Here is a 24,108-nt window from a genome sequence, read left to right as displayed (position 1 = left end):
CGCAACCCTGTTATTAAGGAGGAGCTATGTCGTCAACCCTACGAGAAGCCAGTAAGGACACGTTGCAGGCCAAAGATAAAACTTACCACTACTACAGCCTGCCGCTTGCTGCCAAATCACTGGGCGATATCACCCGTCTGCCTAAGTCGCTCAAAGTTCTGCTCGAAAACCTGCTGCGCTGGCAGGATGGCAATTCGGTCACCGAAGACGATATTCATGCGCTGGCGGGATGGCTGAAAAATGCCCACGCCGACCGCGAAATTGCCTACCGTCCAGCCAGAGTGTTGATGCAGGATTTTACCGGCGTACCTGCTGTTGTTGATCTTGCGGCGATGCGGGAAGCAGTAAAACGTCTCGGTGGCGATACCGCGAAGGTGAATCCGCTCTCACCAGTCGATCTGGTGATTGACCACTCGGTTACCGTCGATCGCTTTGGCGATGATGAGGCATTTGAGGAAAACGTACGCCTGGAAATGGAGCGCAACCACGAGCGTTATGTATTTCTGAAATGGGGGCAGCAGGCGTTCAGTCGTTTTAGCGTTGTGCCACCAGGCACTGGGATTTGCCACCAGGTGAACCTCGAATATCTCGGCAAAGCGGTGTGGAGTGAATTGCAGGAGGGGGAGTGGATTGCTTATCCGGATACGCTCGTTGGCACCGACTCGCACACGACCATGATCAACGGTCTTGGTGTGTTAGGCTGGGGCGTTGGTGGAATTGAAGCGGAAGCGGCGATGTTAGGTCAGCCAGTTTCCATGCTTATTCCTGATGTGGTGGGCTTTAAACTCACCGGTAAACTGCGTCAAGGCATTACCGCCACCGACCTGGTGCTGACCGTTACTCAGATGCTACGTAAACATGGCGTAGTAGGTAAATTCGTCGAATTTTACGGTGATGGTCTGGATTCACTGCCACTGGCGGATCGTGCAACCATTGCCAATATGTCGCCGGAATATGGTGCGACCTGTGGCTTCTTCCCAATCGATGCTGTCACTCTCGATTACATGCGGTTAAGCGGCCGTAGTGAAGACCAGGTTGAACTGGTTGAGAAATATGCTAAAGCGCAGGGGATGTGGCGGAACGCAGGTGATGAACCGGTCTTTACCAGTACGCTTGAATTGAATATGGACGACGTAGTCGCTAGTCTTGCCGGTCCAAAGCGTCCACAAGATCGTGTTGCGCTGCCTGATGTGCCAAAAGCTTTTGCCGCCAGTAACGAACTGGAAGTCAACGCCACGCATAAAGATCGCCAGCCGGTCGATTATGTTATGAACGGGCATCAGTATCAGTTGCCTGATGGTGCGGTGGTTATTGCCGCGATAACGTCGTGTACCAACACCTCTAACCCCAGCGTGCTGATGGCGGCCGGATTACTGGCGAAAAAAGCCGTCACCTTGGGGCTGAAACGACAACCGTGGGTCAAAGCGTCACTCGCGCCTGGCTCGAAAGTGGTTTCTGACTATCTGGCAAAAGCCAAACTGACGCCGTATCTTGATGAACTGGGCTTTAACCTTGTGGGCTATGGTTGTACCACCTGTATTGGTAACTCTGGTCCGTTGCCCGATCCTATCGAAACCGCGATCAAAAAGGGCGATTTAACCGTTGGCGCGGTACTGTCTGGCAACCGTAACTTTGAAGGACGTATTCATCCGCTGGTTAAAACCAACTGGTTGGCTTCGCCGCCGCTGGTGGTTGCCTATGCACTGGCGGGCAATATGAATATCAACCTGGCTTCCGAACCTCTGGGCCACGATCGTAAAGGCGATCCGGTATATCTGAAAGATATCTGGCCATCGACTCAAGAGATTGCTCGCGCTGTTGCGCAAGTCTCCACTGAAATGTTCCGTAAGGAGTACGCGGAAGTTTTCGAAGGGACTGCGGAGTGGAAGGAGATTAAGGTTGTACGATCAGATACCTACGGATGGCAGGATGATTCGACCTACATTCGCTTATCGCCTTTCTTTGATGAAATGCAGGCAACCCCTGCGCCAGTGGAAGATATTCACGGTGCGCGAATTCTGGCAATGCTGGGTGATTCGGTTACCACTGACCATATCTCTCCGGCAGGCAGCATTAAGCCTGATAGTCCCGCGGGTCGATATCTACAAGGTCGTGGTGTTGAGCGTAAAGATTTTAACTCCTACGGTTCGCGTCGTGGTAACCATGAAGTGATGATGCGTGGCACGTTCGCCAATATTCGCATTCGTAACGAAATGGTGCCTGGTGTTGAAGGGGGGATGACGCGCCATCTACCAGGCAATGATGTTATCTCTATTTATGATGCGGCGATGCGCTATCAGCAAGAGAATACACCGCTGGCGGTAATTGCCGGGAAAGAATATGGGTCAGGTTCGAGTCGAGACTGGGCGGCAAAAGGCCCGCGTCTGCTCGGTATTCGCGTGGTGATTGCAGAATCGTTTGAACGTATTCATCGTTCGAATTTAATCGGCATGGGTATTTTGCCGCTGGAGTTCCCGCAAGGGGTGACGCGTAAATCGTTAGGGCTGACGGGGGAAGAGAAGATTGATATTGCCGATCTGCAAAATCTGCAACCTGGCGCTACGGTTTCTGTGACAGTAACGCGAGCTGATGGTGTGCAGGACGTTGTGCCGTGCCGTTGTCGCATCGACACTGCAACAGAATTAACCTATTACCAGAACGACGGTATTTTGCATTATGTCATTCGTAATATGTTGAAGTAATTCAACTTTAGTTGCCGGATGTGGATCATCCGGCAAATATATTAAGTCTGTAGCGATAAGGGTTATTTGTTGAACAAATGGCCCATTTTCTCGGCTTTAGTATCGAGATAGTGTTCATTATTTGGGTTACGGCCAACAATCAACGGCACGCGTTCAACAATGTTGATACCCGCTTCGGTCAGAATTTCGACTTTTTTCGGGTTGTTGGTTAACAGACGGACTTCATTAACGCCCAGTAACTTGAACATGTCGGCGCAGAGGGTGAAATCACGTTCATCAGCGGCGAAACCTAACTGATGATTGGCCTCTACAGTATCGTAACCTTGATCCTGTAACGCATAAGCACGGATTTTATTCAACAAACCGATGTTACGTCCTTCCTGACGGTGGTACAGCAAAATACCACGGCCTTCTTCGGCAATATGCGTCAGTGCCGCTTCAAGCTGGAAGCCGCAATCGCAGCGCAAGCTGAACAGGGCATCACCGGTCAGACACTCAGAATGGACGCGTGCCAGGACAGGAGTATGTCCTGAAATGTCGCCATAAACTAACGCGACATGATCGTGTCCGGTTGCCAGTTCTTCAAATCCCACCATCAGGAAATCGCCCCATGGGGTTGGCAGTTTGGCTTCTGCCACACGTTTAAGCTGCATGAAATTCTCCAGATAATGCTGGTTCTGTATTGGCTTATTTTGCCATAACGCGAAGGGGTTCTCCTAATCACGACGCGCCAATCGTTCACTGAATGGCACAAATCTGTCAATTTTTACTGGAGCAGGCATTTTCAGTTATGATTGTGGGAATTATAAAAAGGAGAGGCCATGCGTTCGATTGCCAGACGTACCGCAGTGGGAGCTGCACTATTACTTGTAATGCCGGTAGCTGTATGGATTTCTGGCTGGCGTTGGCAACCAGGAGATCAAAGTTGGCTGTTAAAAGCGGCCTTTTGGATCACTGAAACCGTTACTCAGCCCTGGGGCGTCATTACACATCTGATTTTATTCGCTTGGTTTCTCTGGTGTCTGCGTTTTCGCCTCAAAGCCGCAATTATGCTGTTTACCATTCTGGCTGCGGCGATCCTCATTGGACAAGGCGTGAAATCCTGGATAAAAGATAAAGTTCAGGAGCCGCGCCCCTTTGTGATATGGCTGGAAAAAACACATCATATTCCGGTTGAGGAGTTCTACACTTTAAAACGTGCGGAACGCGGAAGTTTAGTGAAAGAACAGTTGGCTGCAGAAAATAATATACCGGGCTATTTACGCTCTCACTGGCAGAAAGAGACGGGTTTTGCCTTTCCTTCCGGTCACACGATGTTTGCTGCCAGTTGGGCGCTGCTGGCCGTTGGGTTACTGTGGCCGCGTCGGCGAACGTTCACCATTGCACTCTTGCTGGTTTGGGCCACGGGAGTCATGGGAAGCCGCCTACTGCTCGGGATGCATTGGCCGCGTGATTTGGTGGTGGCTACATTGATTTCGTGGGCGCTGGTGGCGGTGGCAACCTGGCTTGCACAACGAATTTGTGGGCCATTAACACCACCTCCGGAAGAAAATCGTGAGATAGCGCAACGAGAAGAAGAAAGTTAACGCTGGTTGATTTTCTGATTTTCGCCCTTAAATCACCAACAATGCACGTAGTTGCCATTTCGCAGTCGGCGTGAAAATGGTACTTTAAAGGGCTATTGCGGTAAGTTGACCATAATTTATGCGCTCTAACCACATAACGGGAAGTAATGTGAAATATTTACTCATTTTCTTATTGGTGTTGGCGATTTTCGTGATTTCGGTCACGTTAGGTGCGCAGAACGATCAACAGGTGACGTTTAACTATCTGTTAGCGCAAGGGGAGTATCGTATCTCTACTTTGCTGGCGGTATTGTTTGCTGCGGGTTTTGCTATCGGTTGGTTAATTTGCGGACTGTTCTGGCTGCGAGTTCGTGTTTCTCTGGCGCGTGCTGAACGTAAAATAAAGCGACTGGAAAACCAGCTTTCACCCGCGACTGATGTGGCGGTAGCGCCGCATGCGTCAGTGGCGAAGGAATAACCTTCTATGCTGGAGTTGTTGTTTCTGCTTTTGCCTGTAGCCGCTGCCTATGGCTGGTATATGGGCCGCAGAAGTGCGCAACAAAACAAGCAAGATGAAGCCAATCGCCTGTCACGTGATTACGTGGCGGGGGTTAACTTTCTGCTTAGCAATCAACAAGATAAGGCGGTGGACCTGTTCCTCGATATGCTCAAAGAGGACACCGGCACCGTTGAAGCCCACCTTACGCTCGGAAACTTGTTCCGATCCCGTGGCGAAGTCGATCGCGCAATTCGCATCCACCAAACCTTAATGGAAAGCGCCTCGCTGACCTATGAACAGCGCCTGTTGGCAATTCAGCAACTGGGTCGTGATTACATGGCTGCCGGATTGTACGATCGTGCGGAAGATATGTTTAATCAATTGACTGATGAAACTGACTTCCGTGTTGGCGCTTTGCAACAACTCCTGCAAATCTACCAGGCCACCAGTGAATGGCAAAAGGCGATCGATGTCGCCGAACGTTTGGTTAAACTGGGTAAAGATAAACAGCGGGTCGAAATAGCTCATTTCTATTGTGAATTAGCTCTTCAATACATTGCCAGCGAAGATCTCGATCGTGCCATGACGTTGCTGAAAAAAGGGGCGGCGGCCGACAAAAACAGCGCGCGCGTATCCATCATGATGGGGCGTGTGTTTATGGCCAAAGGCGAGTATGGCAAAGCGGTCGAAAGCCTGCAACGCGTTATTTCTCAGGACAGAGAACTGGTCAGCGAAACGTTGGAAATGCTGCAAACCTGCTATCAGCAGTTGGGTAAAACTGACGAATGGGCAGAGTTTCTCCAGCGAGCGGTGGAAGAAAATACGGGTGCTGATGCTGAACTGATGCTTGCTGACATCATTGAATCGCGTGACGGGAGCGATGCAGCTCAGGTTTACATTACGCGGCAGTTGCAACGTCATCCAACCATGCGCGTGTTCCACAAATTGATGGATTACCACCTCAATGAAGCGGAAGAAGGGCGTGCAAAAGAGAGCCTGATGGTGCTGCGCGATATGGTTGGTGAGAAGGTACGCAGTAAGCCGCGTTATCGCTGCCAGAAGTGTGGTTTTACCGCTTATACCCTTTACTGGCATTGTCCGTCCTGTCGGGCCTGGTCGACCATTAAACCAATTCGTGGTCTGGACGGTCTGTAGTTTTTAAAAAAAATCAACTTTAGTTACAACATACTAATGGTTGTTATCAACAAATGTGCTTCGGTAACGCCTGCATGAAAAAGCCTGACAGGGGAGAAATCGCAACTGTTAATTTTTTATTTCCACGGGTAGAATGCACGCCGTTTACCTTTTTCGCGCCACTTCCGGTGCCCATCATCAAGAAGGTCTGGTCATGACGTTAACTGCTTCATCTTCTTCCCGCGCTGTTACGTGTTCTCCCGTCGTTGTTGCCCTTGATTATAATAATCGTGATGCTGCGCTGGCATTTGTCGACAAAATCGACCCACGCGATTGTCGTCTGAAAGTTGGCAAAGAGATGTTTACGCTGTTTGGGCCACAGTTTGTCCGTGAACTGCAAGAGCGTGGTTTTGATATCTTCCTTGACCTGAAATTTCACGACATTCCCAACACAGCAGCGCACGCCGTGGCCGCAGCGGCTGACTTAGGTGTGTGGATGGTGAATGTTCATGCCTCTGGCGGGGCGCGTATGATGACCGCTGCTCGTGAGGCGCTGGTTCCGTTTGGCAAAGACGCGCCGTTGTTAATAGCGGTAACTGTGCTGACTAGCATGGAATCAAGCGATCTGGCGGATCTCGGCGTGACACTGTCACCAGCGGATTATGCAGAGCGTCTGGCGGCGCTGACACAAAAATGTGGTCTTGATGGCGTGGTGTGTTCTGCCCAGGAAGCCGTTCGTTTTAAACAAGCGTTTGGTCAGGACTTCAAACTGGTTACGCCGGGTATTCGTCCTCAGGGGAGTGATGCTGGAGACCAGCGCCGCATTATGACGCCAGAACAGGCGCTGGCAGCTGGGGTTGATTATATGGTGATTGGTCGCCCGGTGACGCAATCTGCAGATCCAGCGCAAACGCTGAAAGCGATCAACGCCTCGTTACAGCGGAGTGCATAATGAGTGATTCCAACAGCCGTCTGGTCTATTCAACGGAGACTGGACGTATCGATGAACCGAAAGTAGCCCCTGTACGCCCTAAAGGTGATGGCGTTGTGCGTATTCAACGTCAAACCAGCGGCCGTAAAGGTAAGGGTGTTTGCCTGATTACTGGTGTTGATCTCGATGAAGCTGAACTGATAAAGCTAGCGGCAGAACTGAAGAAAAAATGCGGCTGCGGAGGGGCAGTAAAAGAGGGAGTTATCGAAATTCAGGGTGATAAGCGTGATTTATTAAAATCAATGCTTGAAGCGAAAGGCATGAAGGTAAAACTCGCAGGCGGTTAACAAAAAAAGCCACGAAAATATTCCGTGGCTTTCGTTTATTTTACTGTGTGTATTATTCAGTTATTTCGTACTGAACAGAGTTAAGCGTATTATAATTGCGAGTCGCTAATCGACATTTATTTACGATTATTTACCGACCTGGTGACCGATAATACCACCGACTGCTGCACCGCCTAACGTACCCAGCGTGCTGCCATCAGTCAGTACTGCGCCACCTAAAGCACCTGCACCCGCACCGATTGCGGTATTACGATCTCGTTTAGACCAGTTAGAACAGGCACTCAGAGACATAGCCAGCGTAATCGCCAGAACAGCCGCGGTCATTTTTTTGCTCGTTACAAACATAATACTCTCTCCTGAATTTATGATTCACGGAAGTAAGCTCTCTTTAACTATAATAGTTAAGACGCTTTCTGAAAAAGTTATTTTCCGTGAAATCCTCTCGCGCAGGGTTATATCACGCAGGTGACAGTCACTTCCTGTTATATCGCTAATGTTAAGTTTACAACTTTGAAGTTTTAAGGACAGGTAAATAGTCTTAATTAACAGCCAGGAATCATCTTAGAGCGGATGATTTGCGAAAGTGCAAATCATCCGTAGAGGAGGGGAAATTAATTGTCGACGACGTGAACTGTCAGTCTATTATGCTCAAGATGCAACAGGTGGCTGGCAGGTATCTTCGAGTCGGTAATGACCCGTTTGATTTTCTCAACAGGGCCGATGGAGTAAGAATGTACGGCACCAAATTTTGAGCTGTCCGTCAGAACTATTGCTTCGCACTCTTTTTCCAGCACTGCATTGACTACGTCGGTACGCATCATGTCGCGTCCAGTAAATCCAGTTTCAGGTTGCCAGCCATCAATACCAATAAATGCCTTACTGAAATGAACCTGCTGGATACACTGACGTGTCAGAGGGCCAACCATGCTTTCGCTTTTCTTCTGGTACACGCCACCAAGTAAAATGACTTCACAGGGGGCGTCTTTCAACAAATGCGCAATGTAGCTGCTAACCGTAATGATGGTAACATCTTTCTTCTGTTCGCCTAACGTGCGAGCCAGAAGGGCATTGCTGCTGCCATTTTCAATAAAGATAGTTTCACCTGACTGAACCAGAGCAGCCGCAAACTCGGCAAGTTCACGCTTCAGCGTATAATTACTCATCATCCTGGTTTCAACATCATCGCTATCAAGCGAAACTGCAAAACCATGCGCGCGGCGCAGATAACTCAGTTTTTCGAGGGTGTTGAGATCCTGGCGAATAGTAACTTCAGAAACACCAGTGGCTTTTGCCAGTTCGGTTACGCTAACCTGACCCTGGTCAATGACCATCTGTAGAATTGTTTGTTGTCGGGAATTCATCGCTGTAATTCTTATAACGTTATAATATTCAATAAAAAAGCTGACGCGCCTGGCATCCTTTTCTGCTAAATGGAAAGCCTGAAAGCACGACTGTTAAATCTCCCACGGTGCCTTCGGGATGTCTGGCGTAGATGCAGCAACCTGGCGCAAGAGTTCTGCTTTTAGTATCTCGAGATTATGGATCGCAGAGTGGTGATCGCCCGCCACAAGGATATCTAACACAATATCAATACGTTCGGCAACGCGCTGGGCATCAAATTCAGACATGAGGGCATCCTTATGGCAAATAAAGGCAAAAATGAATAATGCAAAAATTGCCACTAAAAGAGAAGCGTATAGTGGCAAAGGCCAATTTTCATTCGAGAAAATGATGTGTGATAAGATTATATATTGCTAATTATATACATTCGTCTCTTTATAAGCGTTTCAGGTAACGTTTAAACCAACGTTCAAAGGCCACGGCAGGCATTGGTTTGGCAAACAAAAATCCTTGCCTCTCATTGATGCCGTTTTTGGTTAAAAAGGCATCTTCTTTTGTGCTTTCCACGCCTTCGGCGATGACTTGCAGATTCAATGCCTGGGCGACGGCGACAATCGCGCGCACTAATGACTGCGAGACAGGTTGTTTGTGAATATTACGGACAAAAGCCTGGTCAAGTTTAATCGCATCAATGGGAAAGCGGGCCAGTTGCGAAAGCGAAGAGTAGCCGGTGCCAAAATCATCCAAATGCACTTGCGCGCCTAACTGACTAAATTGCTGAATGACGGAGAGGGCGAGTTCATCATTTTCTATCAGACAGCTTTCAGTTAACTCGATATCAATAGGGCAGTATTCAAAATTCAGTTCTTGAAGTACCTGCTTCAGATCGGTAAAAAGAGTTTGATCGGCAAACTGGCGAGCAGAGATGTTCACCGCTACCCGCAGATTAATGCCTTTATCACGCCATTTCGCCACCTGACGCACCACATCGAGAATCACCCAACGTCCTAATGGAACAATTAGCCCAGACTCTTCTGCATAGGAAATAAAGTCTAACGGGGGAATGAGTCCGCGTTCAGGCGACTGCCAGCGCACCAACGCTTCCAGGCTTCGAACTTCACCGCGCCAGGTGATTTTCGGTTGATAATGAATAACTAACTGATCGTTTTCCAGCGCTTTACGCAGGTTGGTATCAAGCCAAAGATATTCGAAAACACGTTGGTTCATTTCTGGCGAAAAAACACAGAACTGTCCGCGCCCACCTTCTTTTGCGGTGTACATTGCGGTGTCGGCATGGCGAATAATGGCTGCGCTGTCCATACCATGTTGTGGCGAAAGTGAAATACCGACGGAACAGCCAGTATAGACTTCAATTAAACCAATGCGGAAGGGTTGGCGAAGCCGGGTTAAAATACGCGATGCCATCGCTTCCAGTGCGCTTTGTGATGTATTGGGTGCCAGCACCAGAAACTCATCCCCGCCAGGACGCGCCAGCACCTGATCCTGTTCAAGGCAGCTTAAAATGGCCAGTGACACCTCACGTAACAACTGGTCGCCAAATAAATGCCCGTAAGCGTCGTTTACCTTTTTAAAATTGTCTAAATCAAGATATACAACACCAACCTTACAGTCGTTAGCTTGATCAATGGCATGATCGATTAACGCCTGCATGGCGTTACGATTCGGTAGTCCAGTGATGCTGTCGGTATTTGCCAGTATGCGAAGTCGTTCCTGGGCGCGACGCTCTTCGGTAATATCGGTGCCGGAACAGATTAAATAGATCTCATTTTTGCCGCTACCGCTGTGCACAAATTTGTTGCGAAACAGAAATAGCCGTTGACCGTTGCGCGTTGGTATCCAGAGCTCAATTTCATAAGCATTACCACTGCGAAAAAAGCCGCGGTTATTGCGGCTGGATGCCGCAGCTTCACGACGACTCATAAACAGCTTAAATACGCTCTGCCCAATGACATCGTGCTCTTTGAAACCTGTGTATTCTTCACATAATCGGTTAAACCGTTGGATATTTCCCCGGCTGTCAAGAATGACTATCGCGGAATGAGCTTCAGACACTACCTGTTCAGCAAAAGAAAGCCCATGCGATAAATCGCGGGCTACTGCAAGTGTGTCATGCCATGCAGACGCGTTGCCGCCCCATTCGCGCTTATTGATTTTTCGTCCAACCAGATGCACAGAAAGATCGCTCTCATTGACGGTCAGACTCATCATCAAGCTGGAAGTGATGACCGTCATTTCCCTGATGCGAGCAGCCTGTTCGGCAGATAACTGCAAAGTACGTTCAGGTTCTGTGGTTTCGGTGGTGGAAAAGCGCAAAACATCGCTGCTTTCCGATAAACGCCAGTATGGATTGTGCGATCCGAGAAAGTTGTACAACGTTGTGGACTCCCTAACTGTTTTCATGAAGCGTGTCTTCCGGTTAACAGCGGAGTTCGCGATTAAAAGAAAGGTCCAACATGAATTACATAAAATTAGCGACGGCTAAACGTATTGTTTTATTTATATATTTATTTGTAATCCAGTTTTGGAAAAACGCCAGTTTACAAACGAAAGTCTGTGAAAAAAATCTGGGGGGATAAAAACGAATGCGGAGACGAGTAAAGTAAACGGCCCATCCGTAATGAATGGGCCGCAAAAGAATATTACGCTACCGGACGAGCAATAATGCTGCGAGTTTCCATACGAACTTCGGCAATAGTGACGTCGATAACATCGGTTACCTTGTAAACCGTTTCACCTTTAATTTGCACGGTGCCATTTTCCTGACTGCAAACCAGTTCGTCGCGTACGGCGTGTAAGAATGGCGCAGGAATAAAAGCGATAGCGCCATTATCAACCAGACGCACACGCATGCCGCCACGGCTGATATCGACAATTTCCGCCGCAAAACGGGTGTCGGTCCCGGCTTTGTCTTTCAGGAAACGGGCGTATAACCAATCACCGACATCACGTTCCGCCATCCGGTTGAGACGACGACGCTCGGCCATTTGAACGGTGATCTCATCCTGCGGACGCGTCGCCGTTTCGCCTTTGATGACCGCTTTCAGCAGACGATGGTTGATCATGTCGCCATACTTACGGATTGGTGAGGTCCAGGTGGCATACGCTTCCAGACCGAGGCCAAAGTGAGGGCCTGGCTCAGTGCTGATTTCGGCAAAGGACTGGAAACGACGAATACGGCTGTCGAGGAAACCGGTTGGTTGCGCATCCAGTTCGCGACGCAGCTTGCAGAAACCATCCAGCGTGAGCACTTCTTCAGCATCGACATGCAGACCGTGCGTTTTTAGCAATGCTGCCAGCGCTTCAGCATTTGCCGGATCAAAGCCCATATGCACGTTATAGATACCAAAACCGAGCTTATCGCGCAGTACGCGGGCAGCACAAATGTTAGCAGCAATCATCGCTTCTTCGACGATACGGTTGGCAATACGACGAGGCTCGGCGACGATATCCAGCACTTCACCTTTTTCACCGAGAATAAAACGGTAATCCGGGCGATCTTTAAACACCAGTGCATGGTTATGGCGCCACTCGCCGCGACGCTGGCAAATTTGCGCCAGAAGGCGAATTTGTTCGGCAATGGCCTCATTTTCTGGCTGCCAGTCGCCGGTGTTTTCCAGCCAGTCGGAAACCTGGTCATAAACCAGTTTCGCTTTGGACTCGATAGTCGCGGCAAAGAACTCGATATTGTCTTCAATGGTGCCATCTGCGCAGAGCGTCATCCGACACGCCATTACCGGGCGAATTTCATTGGCGCGTAGGGAGCAGAGATCGTCGGAAAGCTCACGCGGCAGCATTGGGATGTTGAAACCTGGCAGATAGTTGGTGAATGCACGAACTTTTGCCGCTTTGTCCAGTTTGCTACCTTCTGCAATCCACGCGGTTGGATCGGCAATCGCCACGATCAGTTGCAGTTTGTCATCCGGGAGCGCCTTCGCGAAGAGGGCGTCATCCATATCTTCCGTGCTGGCGCTATCGATGGTGACAAAATCCAGTGCAGTCAGATCTTCGCGCACCAGACCTTCGTCGAGCATTTCAGTAGCAACGCCGTTCGGCGCTTCTTTTTCCAGGTTATGACGCGCCAGAGTTACCCACCACGGCACGAAGTGATCGTCGCCAAAAGTGATGTACTGCGTGAGTTCTGCATAGAAAGAACGATCGCCTTTCAATGGATGACGGCGCATTTCGGCAACTGCCCAGTCGCCTTCTTTAAATTCATGTGTCAGGCCACGGGCTGCGCGGCAAGGAATGGCATCTTTCAATAATGGATGATCAGGGACAATGGCCAGACGGTCATTCTTGCCCTGAACTTTACCCACGAAGCGGGTTAGAAAAGGTTCAACCAGTTCTTCTGGTTCGGCAGATTCACGATCTTTTTCGCTGTGGATGACTGCGATAATTCTGTCGCCATGCATAACTTTTTTCATTTGCGGCGGCGGAATGAAATAACTTTTTTGTGCATCGACTTCCAGGAAGCCAAAGCCTTTTTCAGTGGCTTTTACCACCCCTTCAGCGCGGGGCGTCTGGGAATGCAGTTGCTGTTTAAGCTGCGCTAGCAGCGGGTTGTCCTGAAACATAATTGTCTATTTTGGTGGCCATTAGAGCGGCTGACAGTTTTACGCGATTCTGTCTGACGCAGCAAGGTTAATATGTTTCACCCAACGCGATTTTTAAGCGATTGATCCAGCCACAAAGCCCGCTCCATACCAACAAATTAATAACCTGTGTTGATGATATTTCGTGTTCGAGTAATGGGCTGAACTGGGCGGCGCTAAAGCGATCGGGTGCTCGGGTCAGCCATTGTATCGCCTGAACGGTAGCGCGCTCAACACAATGGCTATCAGCCCACCGATTAATTTCATTTTCGCCCTGACGTAGAATGAGGATTGCTTCTTTATATTCTGCTGTTGAATATGTTTGGCTAGCGAAGCAAGCGGCACTGCCATTAATCCGCGCGGTTAACAACGTCGCAAGTTGATGGTTGGTTTTGGCGCTAACCAATGTGCTGGCGAATAGCTCCTCAAGGCGTGAAAGTAGAGCTGGGTGAAGATTGAGTATTTCGGTCAGTTGGCTGAGTTCAACCGACGAACTATTCACCGCATCTTCACATGATTTTTCTACGGCGTAGCAGGTACGCCAGCGAGTTGATTCATTCGCAAACAGTGATGCATCGGCGTAGTTTTGCATCTCCAGACCGGGTAGCCAACGAACTGGTTGCTCAAGATAAGCCTGCAATGAGGCAATCACTCGCGCCTGAAAACCGACAAAGCCAATAATTTGGGTAATGAACACACAGTCCCAGGCGGTAAGGCCGACATCTTTAAGATGCTCACGGGATCGACCGTCGATAATAGATGGAGAGAAGGCCAGTTGGCGGGCATATTGTGTGATTTGCGCCAGCCGATGATTACTTTCCCTGGAGGAATCCGGTCCGGGAAGTGGTGTCAGGCGCGCGGAATAGTAGTTGCACAACCGCTGGACGCCGCAGACCTGAGCAACAGTCAGGGCAGTCGACAGGCGTTCATAAGCGGTGAATGTCTGCAAGCGGGTCACGGCCAGCTGATCCGGGAACAATGTTCCAGCGAGTGCACGTGCGGGTGCCAGCCATGACTGAAAGGGGGCCAGCGTTTGTTCCTCAAGAATCACGTCGAGCAAAAAAGGGTCGTTGACCTTTGCGGCTTCGGGTACAAGTGGCAGAACGTTATGCTCTGAAGTGCTGGATTGGATTTCATGATACCAATGGCTTTTTCCTGAACTGTGGCGTTGTTCCATGGGCGCTCCTTGGTCATAACGGAAATCGTTATCCTGACGCAAGGCGGGAAGGGGAGAAAGACGGATCGGCGATAACAAATATCAGAAAGGTATAACAGAGAAAACGGGCGGCAGAACGCCGCCCATCTTGACCAACAGAACGATTATTTCAGTTCCAGTTCGTTCATTGCAGCGATGCTGAAACCGCCGTCAACGTGGACCACTTCACCGGAGATACCGGCAGAGAGATCGGAGCACAGGAACGCTGCGGAGTTACCCACATCTTCGATGGTAACGGTACGACGAATCGGCGTAACGGCTTCGCAGTGCGCCAGCATTTTACGGAAGTCTTTGATGCCGGAAGCGGCCAGCGTACGGATCGGACCTGCGGAAATGGCGTTAACACGCACACCTTCCGGCCCCATTGCGTTGGCCATATAGCGCACGTTAGCTTCCAGAGACGCTTTTGCCAGACCCATAACGTTGTAGTTCGGGATAGCGCGCTCAGCGCCCAGATAGGAAAGGGTCAGCAGAGCAGAGCCCGGATTCAGCATGGAGCGGCAAGCTTTTGCCATTGCAACGAAGCTGTAGGAGCTAATGTCGTGGGCAATTTTGAAGCCTTCACGAGTTACGGCGTTAACATAGTCGCCATCCAGCTGATCGCCAGGTGCAAAACCAATAGAGTGTACGAAACCGTCAAATTTCGGCCAAACTTTACCCAGTTCAGCGAACATGGTGTCGATGCTGGCATCTTCGGCAACATCGCACTGCAGAACGATGTCAGAACCTAATTGAGCGGCAAATTCTTCTACGCGGCCTTTCAGTTTGTCGTTCTGGTAGGTGAATGCCAGTTCAGCTCCTTCGCGGTGCATCGCCTGAGCGATACCGTAGGCGATGGACAGTTTGCTGGCAACACCGGTTACCAGAATGCGCTTACCGGAAAGAAAACCCATAGCTTTAATCCTTATTGTTGATGCTTGTTGTGCCTGAAAATCAGGCGATTCGTCGTTTTAGTAAACAGTACGAACAGATAAACGGTTATTATAATCAACCTGGCTGTGGGTGGCTATAGTTGCGCTTTCTGTACCGGAGAGAATCAGCAGTCCAGAGCATTTTGCGACGCCTGCAAGGGGCAGGTTGTGGAAATATCTTATAGCGTCTGGCTTTAAAACTATTCGTATTACTTCCGGTAAGTTTGATGATAAAACAGACGCGGATTTATCAGGTCCGGCGTTTGTTGTGTCATCGGCGATTAATACTCTGGCGCCAATCAGTCGCTGTCTTATCTCTGACAAATAGCCCCCAAATTAATATTGTCAACTATCTTCACAGAATCTCCACAATCTCTTCATTATCAGAATATACACCATGAATAAGATAAAAATACTTTCCCTCACTTTGGAGAAATGTATAATTGGCAAAAATGAGAATGATCGTTCTCACTAAGTGGAAGGACAGGAGACAGAAATGACCAGCAAGCTGGAGATACGTCACAAACAGCGTCAGGATGAAATCATCAACGCCGCCCGTCGGTGTTTTCGTCGCTGCGGTTTTCACGCCGCCAGTATGTCGCAAATTGCCAGCGAAGCTCAGCTTAGCGTGGGTCAGATATATCGTTACTTCGCCAATAAAGACGCCATTATTGAAGAGATGGTTCGCCGTATCATCGACTTTCGTATTGCCCAGATGGACATTGACGCGCGTACCGATCACTTCCCGGAAGTTCTTGCTTTGCGGAAATCCTTAAATGAGGACGACGACGCGTTGATGCTGGAAGTGGCTGCAGAAGCCACACGCAACCCACGGGTGATGGCGATGCTCGAGGAAGCTGACGCCAGAATGTTCGCTAACGGTTGTGCACATATGAAAAGAATGCATCCCCATCTTAGCGATGAGCACATTCGTTGCTGCGTTGAAGTGCTTGCCACCATGATGGAAGGTACGGTTTATCGTCGCTTGACACCGCAAAAAAGCGATCCCCAACGTCTGCAAAAAATATATCAGGACATTGTTAGTATGTTGATAAATTAATAAGAAAAGAATTAACCGATAGTGGGGGATATTAATCCCCCTTATTTCATTGCGAAATTCATTTCGCGATGCGGGTTCGTTATATCTGAATATCCTTGGCATATCCTCATTAATTTTAATGAGGAGGGTATTGTTCACCCTGGAGAAAATAATGAAGTATATGGCAACGTCTGTAGTGGCAATGCTACTCTTATCTGGTTGTGATAATACGCAAAATAACAATTCATCCCCGTCGGAAACTGAAGTGGGCGTTGTTACGCTCAAATCTCAACCGGTTTCGGTAGTCAGTGAATTAACCGGGCGCACCAGTGCGGCACTCAGTGCTGAAGTACGTCCGCAGGTTGGGGGAATTATCCAGAAACGCCTATTTACTGAAGGCGATTTGGTTAAGGCCGGACAACCACTGTACCAAATTGATGCGGCCAGTTATCGGGCGGCATGGAATGAAGCCCGGGCAGCATTACAACAGGCACAGGCACTGGTAAAAGCCGATTGCCAGAAAGCGCAGCGTTATGCCCGACTGGTGAAAGATAACGGTGTCTCACAACAGGATGCTGATGATGCTCAGTCTACCTGCGCACAAGATAAAGCCAGTGTTGAAGCGAAAAAAGCCGCACTGGAAACCGCGCGCATTAATCTTGACTGGACCACGGTAACCGCGCCGATTTCGGGGCGTATTGGCATTTCGTCGGTGACCCCTGGCGCACTGGTGACCGCGTCGCAGGATACGGCGTTAACGACCATTCGTGGTCTGGATACAATGTATGTCGACCTCACTCGCTCCAGTGTCGATTTATTACGTCTGCGCAAACAGTCACTGGCGACCAACAGTGACACCATGAGCGTCTCACTTATTCTGGAAGATGGCACAACCTACAGCGAAAAAGGGCGTCTGGAACTCACCGAAGTCGCTGTGGATGAGTCTACCGGCTCGGTGACATTACGGGCGATTTTCCCCAATCCACAACAACAGTTATTACCAGGCATGTTTGTTCGCGCTCGTGTCGATGAAGGCGTGATGGAAGACGCTATTCTCGCGCCTCAACAGGGCGTCACGCGCGATGCTAAAGGCAATGCAACTGCGCTGGTGGTGAATAAAGACAATAAAGTAGAGCAGCGAACGCTCGAAACGGGAGAAACGTATGGTGATAAATGGCTGGTGCTGAACGGCCTGCATGACGGCGACCGACTGATTGTTGAAGGTTCCGCCAAAGTAACTTCAGGGCAGACCGTCAAGGCTGTTGAAGTTCAGGCTAATGGAGGCAACGCCTGATGTTTTCGCGCTTTTTTGTTCGCCGTCCGGTCTTTGCCTGGGTTATCGCCATTTTGATTATGTTGGCGGGTATTCTGGCCATTCGCACATTACCCGTCGCGCAATATCCTGACGTTGCGCCGCCGACCATAAAAATTTCAGCCACTTATACCGGTGCTTCAGCCGAAACGCTGGAGAACAGCGTGACCCAGGTTATCGAACAGCAACTCACCGGGCTGGATAATTTGCTCTATTTTAGCTCAACCAGCAGCTCTGATGGTTCGGTCAGTATTAATGTGACCTTTGAACAAGGTACCGATCCCGACACTGCACAGGTTCAGGTGCAGAATAAAATTCAGCAGGCTGAGTCACGCTTACCGAGTGAAGTGCAGCAAACGGGCGTCACAGTGGAAAAATCACAAAGCAACTTTTTGCTGATTGCTGCCGTGTATGACACCACTGACAAAGCCTCCAGTTCGGATATCGCCGACTGGTTGGTCAGTAACGTTCAGGACCCGCTGGCGCGCGTTGAAGGTGTGGGGAGTCTGCAAGTCTTTGGCGCAGAATATGCTATGCGCATCTGGCTTGACCCGGCCAAACTGGCGTCTTACTCGCTGATGCCTTCAGACGTGCAAAGTGCTATCGAAGCGCAAAACGTGCAGGTTACTGCCGGGAAAATTGGGGCATTGCCTTCACCGAATACTCAGCAACTGACGGCGACAGTACGTGCGCAGTCTCGTTTGCAGACGGTGGATCAGTTCAAAAATATTATCGTGAAAAGCCAGTCAGACGGCGCAGTTGTTCGCATAAAAGATGTGGCTCGCGTTGAGATGGGCAGTGAAGATTATACCGCGATCGGCAAACTTAACGGTCACCCGTCTGCCGGGGTTGCTGTAATGCTTTCGCCCGGTGCGAATGCGCTGAATACGGCGACGCTGGTCAAGGATAAGATTGCCGAATTCCAGCGCAATATGCCGCAGGGGTACGCCGTCGCATACCCGAAAGACAGCACTGAATTTATTAAAATCTCCGTAGAGGACGTAATTCAGACGCTGTTTGAAGCCATCGTACTGGTGGTTTGCGTGATGTATTTATTCCTGCAAAACCTGCGCGCCACGCTGATTCCGGCGTTAGCTGTCCCCGTTGTTTTGCTGGGCACATTCGGCGTTCTTGCGTTGTTTGGTTATTCGATTAATACCCTGACGTTGTTTGCGATGGTGCTGGCGATCGGCTTGTTGGTGGACGATGCCATTGTGGTGGTGGAGAACGTCGAACGCATTATGCGTGACGAAGGGTTGCCCGCGCGTGAAGCCACGGAAAAATCAATGGGCGAGATTTCTGGCGCACTGATTGCTATTGCGCTGGTGTTGTCAGCCGTATTCCTGCCGATGGCCTTCTTTGGGGGATCTACGGGAGTAATTTATCGTCAGTTTTCGATAACCATTATCTCCGCAATGCTGCTTTCCGTGGTGGTGGCATTGACCTTGACTCCCGCGCTGTGCGGTTCCGTCCTTCAGCATGTTCCACCGCATAAAAAAGGCTTTTTCGGCGCATTTAACCGCTTTTACCGCCGTACTGAAGATAAATATCAGCGAGGCGTAATTTATGTCCTGCGCCGTGCTGCCCGAACGATGGGTGTTTATGCCGTGCTGGGTGGCGGAATGGCCCTGATGATGTGGAAACTGCCGGGCAGTTTCTTACCCACTGAAGACCAGGGCGAAATCATGGTGCAGTACACGCTGCCAGCTGGGGCGACCGCGGCTCGTACAGCAGAAGTGAATCGCCAGATTGTTGACTGGTTCCTGGTAAACGAAAAAGCAAATACAGATGTCATCTTTACCGTTGATGGTTTCAGTTTTAGCGGCAGCGGACAGAATACCGGGATGGCGTTTGTCTCGTTGAAAAACTGGTCACAACGTAAAGGGGCAGAAAATACCGCCCAGGCTATCGCCTTACGGGCAACCAAAGAGTTGGGCACAATTCGTGATGCCACGGTATTTGCCATGACGCCGCCAGCCGTTGACGGACTGGGGCAAAGCAATGGCTTTACGTTTGAATTAATGGCAAGTGGTGCGACTGACCGTGAAACCTTACTTAAAATGCGTAATCAGTTGATTGAACAGGCTAATCAAAGCCCTGAATTGATTTCTGTGCGCGCCAATGACCTGCCGCAAATGCCGCAATTGCAGGTAGATATCGATAACAATAAAGCCGTATCGCTGGGGTTGAGCTTAAGCGATGTCACCAACACGCTGGCCAGCGCGTGGGGCGGTACTTATGTGAATGACTTTATTGACCGTGGTCGTGTGAAGAAAGTCTACATTCAGGGCGACAGTGAATTTCGTTCCGCGCCGTCAGATTTAGGGAAATGGTTTGTGCGCGGTAGCGATAACGCCATGACGCCGTTCTCTGCTTTTGCCACTACACGTTGGATCTATGGCCCGGAAAAACTGGTTCGCTACAACGGTTCTGCGGCTTATGAAATTCAGGGCGAAAACGCGACTGGCTTTAGTTCCGGCGATGCAATGACAAAAATGGAGGAACTGGCAAACAGTCTTCCTGCGGGAACGACCTGGGCCTGGAGTGGTTTGTCATTGCAGGAGAAACTGGCCAGTGGTCAGGCATTAAGTCTGTACGCAGTCTCTATTCTGGTGGTTTTCCTCTGTCTTGCAGCCCTGTACGAAAGCTGGTCAGTTCCGTTCTCGGTCATTCTGGTGATCCCACTGGGGCTTCTTGGCGCGGCGCTGGCGGCCTGGATGCGTGATTTAAACAACGATGTTTACTTCCAGGTGGCGCTATTAACCACTATCGGCTTGTCGTCGAAAAACGCCATTCTGATTGTTGAATTTGCTGAAGCGGCAGTTGCTGAGGGCCATTCCCTGAGTCGGGCGGCATTACGCGCGGCGCAGACTCGTTTACGCCCAATCATCATGACCTCGCTGGCGTTTATTGCGGGGGTAATGCCGCTGGCGATGGCGACCGGCGCAGGTGCGAACAGCCGTATCGCCATTGGTACGGGCATTATTGGCGGTACGCTGACCGCTACGTTGCTGGCTATTTTCTTTGTTCCTCTGTTTTTTGTACTGGTGAAACGTTTGTTTGCCGGTAAACCGCGCCGTCAGGAGTAAGTTATGTTGCGTCGTTCTCTTATTTTTCTGGTGCTGTTGAGTGCGGGATGTGTCTCGCTCGATCCTCACTACAGCACGCCTGAATCCCCAATCCCGGCGACCTTGCCGGGAGCACAGGGCCAGGGAAAGGCAATCAGCCATGACTGGCAGCAGGTGATCCACGATCCCCGATTGCAGCAGGTGGTGACCATTGCTCTGAACAGTAACCGCGATGTGCAAAAAGCGATAGCTGATATTGACTCCGCACGGGCGCTCTATGGGCAAACTAATGCGTCGTTATTCCCGACGGTGAATGCGGCCTTAAGTTCGACCCGCAGTCGTTCGCTGACGAATGGTACGGGAACCACTGCCGAGGCTGACGGCACGGTGTCCAGTTTTACGTTAGATCTGTTTGGTCGTAATCAGAGTTTATCTCGGGCGGCGCGGGAAACCTGGCTTGCCAGTGAATTTACAGCCCAGAACACTCGTTTAACGCTGATTGCTGAAATCAGCACCGCCTGGCTGACCCTGGCGGCTGATAACAGCAATCTGGCCCTGGCAAAAGAAACGATGGCCAGTGCAGAAAACTCATTGAAAATTATCCAGCGCCAGCAACAGGTTGGCACAGCGGCAGCGACAGATGTCAGTGAGGCGATGAGTGTTTATCAGCAAGCGCGCGCCAGCGTTGCCAGCTATCAGACACAAGTGATGCAGGATAAAAATGCTCTGAACTTACTGGCCGGTACAACGCTTGCGGAAAATCTGCTACCGGGAACACTGGAAAGCCTGCCGGAACAGATGATAAGCCTGGTTCCTGCGGGAGTGTCATCTGACGTTCTGCTGCGTCGCCCGGATATCCAGGAAGCGGAACATAATCTGAAGAGCGCCAATGCCGATATTGGCGCCGCGCGGGCTAACTTTTTCCCGACGATTTCGCTGACTGCCAGCGCTGGTGTTGGCAGTGACGCATTGTCATCGCTGTTCAGCCACGGAATGCAGATCTGGTCATTTGCGCCATCGGTCACATTACCGCTGTTCACCGGCGGTAGTAATCTGGCGCAGCTTCGTTACGCAGAAGCACAAAAGCGTGGACTCATTGCCACCTATGAGAAAACCGTTCAGAGCGCGTTTAAAGATGTCGCTAACGCACTGGCACGGCGGACCACGCTTGAAGAGCAACTGGATGCACAGCGCCAGTATGTTAAAGCTGAACAACAAACGGTCGATGTTGGCCTGCGTCGCTATCAGGCGGGTGTTGGTGATTACCTGACCGTGTTGACGGCACAGCGCAGCTTGTGGAGCGCACAGCAGGAGCTGCTGGCATTGCAACTGACTGATTTTACGAACCGGATCACGATCTGGCAGTCGCTGGGCGGCGGCATGTCATCACTCAAGTAAGGAATAGTATGGCTAGAGTCTCTCTTTCATGGGCGTTGATTCTTGGTCTTTTAGCCGGTATCGGCCCGATGTGTACCGATCTTTATTTGCCGGCATTGCCGGAGATGTCTGAGCAACTGGCGGCAACCACGACCATAACGCAATTAACGCTGACCGCATCACTGATCGGTCTTGGCGTCGGACAACTGTTATTTGGCCCTCTGAGCGACAAAATAGGGCGTAAACGCCCGTTAATCTTGTCGTTGCTATTGTTTATTGTTTCTTCCATTTTGTGCGCGACAACGAACAATATTTACTGGCTGGTGGTCTGGCGTTTTATTCAAGGGATCGCGGGGGCAGGTGGTTCGGTGCTCTCTCGTTCTATTGCTCGTGACAAATATCAGGGAGTAACGCTGACCCAGTTCTTTGCGCTGTTAATGACGGTGAATGGCCTGGCACCGGTGTTGTCGCCAGTGCTGGGCGGGTACATTGTTAGCACTTTTGACTGGCGCACTTTATTCTGGGTAATGGCTGAAATTAGCACCGTACTGTTGCTGGGCTGCCTGTTATTTATTAATGAGACCTTGCCAGAAAATAAAAGGGGCTCATCATTGCTATTAACCGGACGAAGCGTGGTGCAGAACCGCCGTTTTATGCGCTTTTGCCTGATTCAAAGTTTTATGCTGGCAGGCTTGTTTGCGTACATCGGCTCTTCGTCGTTCGTGTTGCAGAAAGAATTTGGCTTTAGTCCAATGCAATTTAGCCTGGTGTTTGGCCTTAACGGCATCGGACTTATCATCGCTTCATGGATCTTCTCGCGCCTGGCGCGACGAGTTAACGCGATTATATTGCTGAGAGGTGGTCTGATAGCGGCAATTTTGTGTGCATTGCTCACGGTCTTATGCGCATGGTTGCAGTTACCCATTCCGGCACTGGTGGCATTATTTTTCACCATCGCATTTTGTAGCGGCATCGGCACTGTTGGCGGGGCAGAGGCTATGAGTGCAGTAGGGACGCAGGAATCTGGAACGGCGTCTGCGTTGATGGGGATGAGCATGTTTGTCTTCGGCGGTATAGCCGCGCCATTGTCGGGGCTTGGTGGGGAAACGCTGTTAAAAATGAGCCTGGCAATTATGGTGTGTTATACGCTGGCATTGCTGGTTGCTCTCACCAGAATCGACAATCAAAAGTAATGAATACCTCATTCTGACGGGGATTTCCCCTGTCAGAATGAGGTACCGAATACTAACGATCTTTACGCCACGCATCCGCCGTCAATGCTTCGCCAAAGTGGCCGGAAATTAGCCGTTTGGTGAGTTCGTGCAGCGGCGATGCCAACACATCCGCGGTGCTACCGCGTTCGACAACCTCGCCCTGATGCATCACCAAAACCTGGTCGCTGATGTGCTTCATCATTCCGATATGCTGGGTAACATAAATATACGAAATGCCCTGTTTTTCCTGTAATTCCAGCATCAGATTAATCAACTGCGAACGCATCGACATATCCAGCGAGGCGAGGGCTTCATCGGCAATAATCACTTTTGGGCGCAATATCAGCGCGCGCGCCAGACCAAGACGCTGTTTTTGCCCAGGGGCCAACATATGCGGATAGTAACTGACGTGATCCGGCAGCAGTCCGACCATACGCATTGTTTCAATAATCTGTTTGCGGCGCTGTTCTGGTTCCAGGTCTGTGTTCAAACGCAGTGGAAAATCCAGGATTTGCGAGATACGTTGACGGGGATTCAACGATGTCGAAGGATCCTGAAAAATCATACGAATACGCTGACTGCGGAAGGAATAATCGCCAAAATGCAGCGGATGATCGTCAATCAATAACTCGCCGCTGGTTGGCTCAATCATTCCTGCCAGCATCTTTGCCAGCGTCGATTTACCGGAACCGTTCTCACCAATAATCGCCAGTGTCTGGCGTTCACGCAGCGTAAAGCTCAATGGTTTTACCGCTTCGACTGTCTGACGGCGAAACCAACCGGTCCTGTAGCGGAACGTTTTGCTTAAATTACGCACTTCGAGCAGAGTTTCTATCATC

The 24,108-nt window shown here is 50.2% G+C and carries 21 protein-coding genes; 12 read left to right on the top strand and 9 right to left on the bottom strand.

All coding sequences use genetic code 11. The features are described 5' to 3' along the window. The first annotated feature begins 26 nt into the window (after positions 1-26). On the top strand, positions 27-2,702 hold the full coding sequence (gene acnA, locus FEK42_RS05075) for an aconitate hydratase AcnA (protein WP_135492382.1): 2,676 nt from the start codon (positions 27-29) through the stop codon (positions 2,700-2,702). A 62-nt stretch (positions 2,703-2,764) separates the two neighbouring features. On the opposite strand, the gene ribA is transcribed toward acnA, so the two are convergent. After that, complete coding sequence (ribA, locus tag FEK42_RS05070; RefSeq protein ID WP_130208847.1) at positions 2,765-3,355, bottom strand: GTP cyclohydrolase II; 591 nt, start codon at positions 3,353-3,355, stop codon at positions 2,765-2,767. Positions 3,356-3,523: 168 nt separating this feature from the next. On the opposite strand from ribA, the gene pgpB reads away from it, so the two are divergent. The 5 genes from pgpB (at position 3,524) to yciH (ending at position 7,178) form a co-directional block, all read left to right on the top strand. After that, positions 3,524-4,288 carry a phosphatidylglycerophosphatase B gene (gene pgpB, locus FEK42_RS05065; RefSeq protein WP_130259732.1) on the top strand — a complete coding sequence of 255 codons (765 nt, stop codon included), beginning with the start codon at positions 3,524-3,526 and terminating at the stop codon, positions 4,286-4,288. Between the two features lie 148 nt (positions 4,289-4,436). After that, positions 4,437-4,745, top strand: a complete 309-nt coding sequence (gene lapA, locus FEK42_RS05060; RefSeq protein ID WP_130208843.1) for a lipopolysaccharide assembly protein LapA — start codon at positions 4,437-4,439, stop codon at positions 4,743-4,745. A gap of 6 nt (positions 4,746-4,751) precedes the next feature. After that, on the top strand, positions 4,752-5,921 hold the full coding sequence (lapB, locus tag FEK42_RS05055; protein ID WP_130208841.1) for a lipopolysaccharide assembly protein LapB: 1,170 nt from the start codon (positions 4,752-4,754) through the stop codon (positions 5,919-5,921). Between the two features lie 193 nt (positions 5,922-6,114). Further along, a complete protein-coding gene (gene pyrF / locus FEK42_RS05050; protein ID WP_135492385.1) occupies positions 6,115-6,852 on the top strand; it encodes an orotidine-5'-phosphate decarboxylase in 738 nt (245 codons plus the stop codon). Next, the gene (gene yciH, locus FEK42_RS05045; protein ID WP_130216056.1) at positions 6,852-7,178 is read left to right on the top strand and encodes a stress response translation initiation inhibitor YciH; all 327 of its coding nucleotides are present in this window, start codon (positions 6,852-6,854) and stop codon (positions 7,176-7,178) included. The genes pyrF and yciH overlap by 1 nt, the downstream gene beginning before the upstream one ends. A 126-nt stretch (positions 7,179-7,304) precedes the next feature. Here the strand turns inward: yciH and osmB are convergent, their stop codons facing one another. From osmB to pdeR, 4 genes are all read right to left on the bottom strand, one after another. Then, positions 7,305-7,523 carry an osmotically-inducible lipoprotein OsmB gene (osmB, locus tag FEK42_RS05040; protein ID WP_000498252.1) on the bottom strand — a complete coding sequence of 73 codons (219 nt, stop codon included), beginning with the start codon at positions 7,521-7,523 and terminating at the stop codon, positions 7,305-7,307. Positions 7,524-7,789: 266 nt separating this feature from the next. Then, positions 7,790-8,539, bottom strand: a complete 750-nt coding sequence (locus FEK42_RS05035) for a DNA-binding transcriptional regulator YciT (RefSeq protein ID WP_130208835.1) — start codon at positions 8,537-8,539, stop codon at positions 7,790-7,792. A 93-nt stretch (positions 8,540-8,632) separates the two neighbouring features. After that, positions 8,633-8,806 carry a protein YciZ gene (gene yciZ / locus FEK42_RS05030; RefSeq protein ID WP_130208833.1) on the bottom strand — a complete coding sequence of 58 codons (174 nt, stop codon included), beginning with the start codon at positions 8,804-8,806 and terminating at the stop codon, positions 8,633-8,635. Positions 8,807-8,954: 148 nt separating this feature from the next. Then, positions 8,955-10,940 carry a cyclic di-GMP phosphodiesterase gene (gene pdeR / locus FEK42_RS05025; protein WP_135492387.1) on the bottom strand — a complete coding sequence of 662 codons (1,986 nt, stop codon included), beginning with the start codon at positions 10,938-10,940 and terminating at the stop codon, positions 8,955-8,957. Between the two features lie 53 nt (positions 10,941-10,993). Here pdeR and FEK42_RS05020 point away from each other — a divergent pair, with 53 nt between their 5' ends. Beyond that, a complete protein-coding gene (locus FEK42_RS05020) occupies positions 10,994-11,116 on the top strand; it encodes a hypothetical protein (protein ID WP_130208829.1) in 123 nt (40 codons plus the stop codon). A 63-nt stretch (positions 11,117-11,179) separates the two neighbouring features. On the opposite strand, the gene FEK42_RS05015 is transcribed toward FEK42_RS05020, so the two are convergent. The 3 genes from FEK42_RS05015 to fabI form a co-directional block, all read right to left on the bottom strand. Then, the gene (locus FEK42_RS05015; RefSeq protein WP_138211758.1) at positions 11,180-13,114 is read right to left on the bottom strand and encodes an exoribonuclease II; all 1,935 of its coding nucleotides are present in this window, start codon (positions 13,112-13,114) and stop codon (positions 11,180-11,182) included. A 67-nt stretch (positions 13,115-13,181) separates the two neighbouring features. Then, positions 13,182-14,309 carry a CMD domain-containing protein gene (locus FEK42_RS05010; RefSeq protein ID WP_135492389.1) on the bottom strand — a complete coding sequence of 376 codons (1,128 nt, stop codon included), beginning with the start codon at positions 14,307-14,309 and terminating at the stop codon, positions 13,182-13,184. A gap of 143 nt (positions 14,310-14,452) precedes the next feature. Beyond that, positions 14,453-15,241, bottom strand: a complete 789-nt coding sequence (gene fabI / locus FEK42_RS05005) for an enoyl-ACP reductase FabI (protein ID WP_000506490.1) — start codon at positions 15,239-15,241, stop codon at positions 14,453-14,455. A gap of 514 nt (positions 15,242-15,755) precedes the next feature. Between fabI and FEK42_RS04995 the strand changes: the two genes are divergently transcribed. The 5 genes from FEK42_RS04995 (at position 15,756) to FEK42_RS04975 (ending at position 23,248) form a co-directional block, all read left to right on the top strand. Next, positions 15,756-16,319, top strand: coding sequence for a TetR/AcrR family transcriptional regulator (locus tag FEK42_RS04995; protein WP_130208821.1), 564 nt, complete (start codon positions 15,756-15,758; stop codon positions 16,317-16,319). A 151-nt stretch (positions 16,320-16,470) separates the two neighbouring features. Beyond that, positions 16,471-17,592: an efflux RND transporter periplasmic adaptor subunit gene (locus tag FEK42_RS04990; protein ID WP_135409886.1), complete on the top strand. Its 1,122-nt coding sequence runs from the start codon at positions 16,471-16,473 to the stop codon at positions 17,590-17,592. Next, a complete protein-coding gene (locus tag FEK42_RS04985; RefSeq protein ID WP_167852518.1) occupies positions 17,592-20,699 on the top strand; it encodes an efflux RND transporter permease subunit in 3,108 nt (1,035 codons plus the stop codon). The genes FEK42_RS04990 and FEK42_RS04985 overlap by 1 nt, the downstream gene beginning before the upstream one ends. 3 nt (positions 20,700-20,702) lie before the next feature. Then, on the top strand, positions 20,703-22,076 hold the full coding sequence (locus FEK42_RS04980) for a TolC family protein (RefSeq protein ID WP_135492391.1): 1,374 nt from the start codon (positions 20,703-20,705) through the stop codon (positions 22,074-22,076). An 8-nt stretch (positions 22,077-22,084) separates the two neighbouring features. Continuing rightward, positions 22,085-23,248, top strand: coding sequence for a multidrug effflux MFS transporter (locus FEK42_RS04975; protein ID WP_135492393.1), 1,164 nt, complete (start codon positions 22,085-22,087; stop codon positions 23,246-23,248). Positions 23,249-23,300: 52 nt separating this feature from the next. Here the strand turns inward: FEK42_RS04975 and sapF are convergent, their stop codons facing one another. Beyond that, the gene (gene sapF / locus FEK42_RS04970; RefSeq protein WP_000573415.1) at positions 23,301-24,107 is read right to left on the bottom strand and encodes a peptide ABC transporter ATP-binding protein SapF; all 807 of its coding nucleotides are present in this window, start codon (positions 24,105-24,107) and stop codon (positions 23,301-23,303) included. Position 24,108 lies beyond the last annotated feature (1 nt).

The organism is Escherichia sp. E2748 (genome assembly GCF_005781125.1).
Lineage (GTDB): Bacteria > Pseudomonadota > Gammaproteobacteria > Enterobacterales > Enterobacteriaceae > Escherichia.
This window is presented reverse-complemented; position numbering and strand designations above follow the sequence as displayed.